Source organism: Lonepinella sp. BR2357 (genome assembly GCF_051851525.1).
Classification (GTDB): domain Bacteria; phylum Pseudomonadota; class Gammaproteobacteria; order Enterobacterales; family Pasteurellaceae; genus Lonepinella.
This window is the reverse complement of sequence record NZ_JBPDVG010000023.1, coordinates 1-2804: the sequence shown is the minus strand read 5'-3', so window position 1 is coordinate 2804 and position 2804 is coordinate 1. Positions and strand designations below refer to the sequence as shown.

3 protein-coding genes are annotated in these 2804 nt (G+C 36.2%); all 3 read left to right on the top strand.

Annotation, left to right across the window (positions count from 1 at the left end; all coding sequences use genetic code 11):
* Positions 1-2228, top strand: a 2228-nt coding sequence (locus tag ACTG7L_RS10740) for a hemagglutinin repeat-containing protein (protein WP_439328534.1), incomplete at its 5' end; no start/stop codon positions are given.
* A gap of 10 nt (positions 2229-2238) precedes the next feature.
* On the top strand, positions 2239-2604 hold the full coding sequence (locus ACTG7L_RS10735) for a hypothetical protein (protein WP_439328533.1): 366 nt from the start codon (positions 2239-2241) through the stop codon (positions 2602-2604).
* Positions 2605-2617: 13 nt separating this feature from the next.
* A partial coding sequence (locus ACTG7L_RS10730; RefSeq protein WP_439328532.1) for a hypothetical protein occupies positions 2618-2804 on the top strand: 187 nt, incomplete at its 3' end.

The window sequence follows — 2804 nt, the reverse complement described above, 5'->3', positions numbered from 1 at the left end:
TCAGTGTTTCCATTACCTATGGCAAACAAAAGAACACGCAAACCCAACATACTGATGGAAATAAGGTTGAAAAAAGCCAAATCAACGCTGGCGGTAAAGTTAATATTATCACCACAGGTACAGAGAAAAACGATGATTTAACGATTATGGGTTCTGATGTCAGTGGCAATCAAGGTACTCACTTAAGCAGTCAAAATAATGTCAATATTTTAGCCATGGATGAAAATCACCATGAACGCAGTAAAAATAAATCTAGCGGTTGGAATGCAGGTGTTGCGGTGAGTTATGGACAAAGTGGATTTTCCTTTGGCGTGACCGCAGGTGGGAATGTGGCAAAAGGTTATGGCAATGGTGATAGTAAGGCTTGGGTGAATAGCTATGTAGGTAGTCAAAATAGCCAAACAACCATTGATAGCAAAAAAGACACCAATATTAAAAGTTCACAAGTTGTAGGTAAACAAATTACCGTCAATGCAGAGAATCTAAATATTGAGAGTTTACAAGATACAGCAACTTACAAGGGCAAGCAAGAAAGTGCAAGTGGGCAAGTAACGGTGGGTTATGGTGTGTCAGCGAGTGCTAGTTATAGCCAATCCAAAATCAACTCAAATTATGCCAGTGTAAATCAGCAAGCTGGGATTTTTGCTGGGGATGATGGGTATAATATTACTGCAAATGGAACCGTCAGCAATATTGGTGGAGCCATTATCTCTTCCGCACCAAAAGAAAAAAATAGACTCACTGCACTGGATTTTACCTTTGCTGATATTCAAAACTATTCTAATGCCCAAGCAAGTTCAATGGGATTTGCAGGCGGTTTTTCAATAAATCGCGATCAAACATCAAAAGAAGATGAAAAGCTCAATGAAGTCTATCGAAAAGATCGAGAAAAGAACGGAGAAACATTCAATGGTGCCAATCCAAATAAACAATCATCTAGCCCTGTCAAATTTGGCTTAGGAGAAAATGATGTACATAGCGATGATATGTATGCCTTGGCAAAAATTGGACTAGTGAATGCCCTAAGTAATACATCTGAAAAAGAAAATCATTCCAGTGTAACCAAAGCGATAGTCAGCGATGGCGTGTTTACTATTGCAAGTGAACAAGGCAAAAGTCAAATTGAAACTGTCACTAAAGGCACATCCGAAAACGCTCAATCTTTGCAACAAGTTGACTATCAATCGTTACAAAACGAAGTGGAATTGAGTTCGGCTATTAAACGCACGTTCTTGACCAATGTAGCAGGGTTAACTGACGAATCCTATCACAAAATGATGCTGTCTGAGCATAGAATGATGAAATATGAAACAGATGAAAATGGAAATCCTATAACTGACAAACAAATATTAGAAGCTATTTATGAGGAAGCGGATAAGCTTGGCATTGATAGAGAAAAATATTTAAAAACAGAAAGAAATAAAGGACGTAATACTTACAAACTTTATGAACTTTCAGACGAAGAACGTAAACATATTCAACCTGTTACCTATACTGATCCTAATACTGGAAAAGAAACCACGAAATACTTTGTGGCATTTAATGGGATTTTTAATGATGTACAAGCGGCAGCGAAGTTTGCCGTACAAAATTATATTGCCGAAACCAATCCAGAAACAGGTAAAATTGATCAGCGTATTTATAAAGATCTTTATTTTGTCCACCATCCAGAAGCTGATAATTTCCTTTCTGAATTGATGATTGCAGGTTATCAGAAATTCTTCGTATCAGGCGATAATTCGGTTAAACAAGCAGAAAATTTAATGCAAACCTATGGCGACAAAGGGTTGTATTTAGGCTCACATAGCCGTGGTACATTAACGATTAGTAATGCCTTGCAACGGTTAGATACCGAAGAAAATCGAACTAAAGGGATTTTATCTGACACTACTTTAAAAATGGTGGGACCTGCCACAGATGTCACTCGTGCCAATACGTTTTTAAGTGGATTACAAGGTTCTTCTACGCAATCTATTCTTTTTGAAAATGACGGAAATGATCCTGTTGGTACTTTGATCGGTGGGAATCCTGCAACATCCAAAACTAATGTCTATAACAAAAATTGGTGGAATATTTTAACAGATGTCGTTGGGGATAATTCATCATCACATAACTGTCACGGATTAGGGCAACCACAATGTATAGAAGATGGTTACAGAAAAGATAAGGAATTGTATATGCATAAAGAAAAAACAATTTCTGATTTTAATAGTAAGGTTAATAAGTAGGAGTATTTTTATGTTAATTAATTGTAAGATAGTGTTTAGTATTTGTATAGCCACTTTAGTAATTAGTAGTTGTTCTTTTGAAATGGGAGGATTTAAACCCCCTAAACAGCATTTTAGTTGGTATTTGCATAATTTTAATAATTTATATCCTAAAAGTGAACCTAATAGTTTTTTCAAATATGTAGAAAGAATGGAAAAGGATATGCGTAGTTGTGGGATAGATCCTGTATTAGGTGAAAGTGATAGAGCAAAGGATGCATTATGTATGGAAAGTAAAGGTTGGTATTTAGAAAGCGGACCAGCTTGCGAAGATCAAATACTAAAAGATCAACCTTTATGTGTTAAATGGCGAAAAGAACACGGGTATAAGGATTAATTTGCTTTTTATGATTTACCACATACAATGGCTAAATAGCGACTACATGTTTAATCAACTCCGTTATGATCACAGTAAAACCCAAAAACGCCTTGGTGACGGTTATTACGAACAGCGTTTAATTAACGAGCAAATCAACCAACTGACAGGTCGTCGTTATTTAACTGGTTTTAATAATGATATGGAACAATATAAAGCCT